This is a genomic window from Devosia sp. (assembly GCF_017307565.1).
GTDB lineage: Bacteria > Pseudomonadota > Alphaproteobacteria > Rhizobiales > Devosiaceae > Devosia.
Window position 1 is genome coordinate 1 of sequence record NZ_JAFKHD010000518.1, and the last position, 1,004, is coordinate 1,004.

Below are 1,004 nucleotides of genomic sequence, written 5' to 3' on the forward strand. Positions count from 1 at the left end.
CCCGGCCCCATGCTTGGTGCGATGGGGGCGGAATCTGTCAAAATTAAGAGAAATGCTCAGCAAGCCGGGCCTTTCGACCCCGCCCGTGGCGCAATCGTCCCTTTGACTCGATTATGGTGACCAAGTGGTTAAGAAACCGATTCCCAGGCCGAAACCAGTCAACTTTCGCCTTGCAGCCGGGTCCGCAGCCCGGGGGGCAGACGCACCGGCCCGCCTGAGGTCTTGATGGCAACGACCAGAACCTGGGCCTTGGTAAGCACGGTGCCTTCACGCAAAATTGTCTGGTCGAGCACCAGCCGCACCGGCGTCATCTCGACGACTCGCGTCTCGACAACAAGCAGATCGTCGATTTTCGCCGGCGCCAGAAAGTCGATCTCCATCTTGCGCACCGCAAAGGCAATTCCCTCTTCGATCAGCTCGAAATGATGGATGCCCATATCGCGCAGAAATTCGGTGCGCCCGCGCTCGAAGAATTTGAGATAGGCGGCGTGATAGACATTGCCGGAAAAGTCGGTGTCTTCGTAATAGATGCGGACGGGAAAGCTATGCATGCTCATGTCTTGTAGCTGAGGCCGCGGGCGGCCATGGCCGGATCGAGCTCGGTAAAGCTCCTGGGACCGATACCGTGGAGGGCGGCAACATCCCGCCGTGTCCAGTGCGCCAGATCGGCAAAGGTCACGATACCGGCCGCCGCGAGGGCGCGATGGGCGGGGCGACCGAGTTTGAGCGTCGTGGCGATTGCATCGCCCGGCGCGCTCAAGCCTCCTGCCTCTCGTCAAAAACGATATGGGCGTGCCCCTTGGGCAGGTTGCGCAGAAAGTCCGGCAGCCAGCGCGGCAGGAGATTGAACGCCTCGAGCGCCCTGCCTTCGAGCGGCACCCAATGGAACTGCAGGTCGTGCCCCTCGTCGCGCCGCATCAGCCACGGCGATTTGCCATTGGGCCCCTGCCCCGGCAGCGTCACCGCATAGAAAAAACCGAGTTCATGAAAGTTCTCGCCCTCGC

The 1,004-nt window shown here is 61.5% G+C and carries 3 protein-coding genes; all 3 read right to left on the reverse strand.

Annotation, left to right across the window (positions count from 1 at the left end):
* Positions 1-158: 158 nt before the first annotated feature.
* A complete protein-coding gene (gene ybgC / locus J0I64_RS22430) occupies positions 159-551 on the reverse strand; it encodes a tol-pal system-associated acyl-CoA thioesterase (protein WP_366933775.1) in 393 nt (130 codons plus the stop codon).
* A gap of 2 nt (positions 552-553) precedes the next feature.
* A complete protein-coding gene (locus tag J0I64_RS22435; protein ID WP_291412498.1) occupies positions 554-760 on the reverse strand; it encodes a hypothetical protein in 207 nt (68 codons plus the stop codon).
* The coding region (locus tag J0I64_RS22440; RefSeq protein ID WP_291412500.1) for a hypothetical protein at positions 757-1,004 on the reverse strand (248 nt) is incomplete at its 5' end. The genes J0I64_RS22440 and J0I64_RS22435, both read right to left, overlap by 4 nt.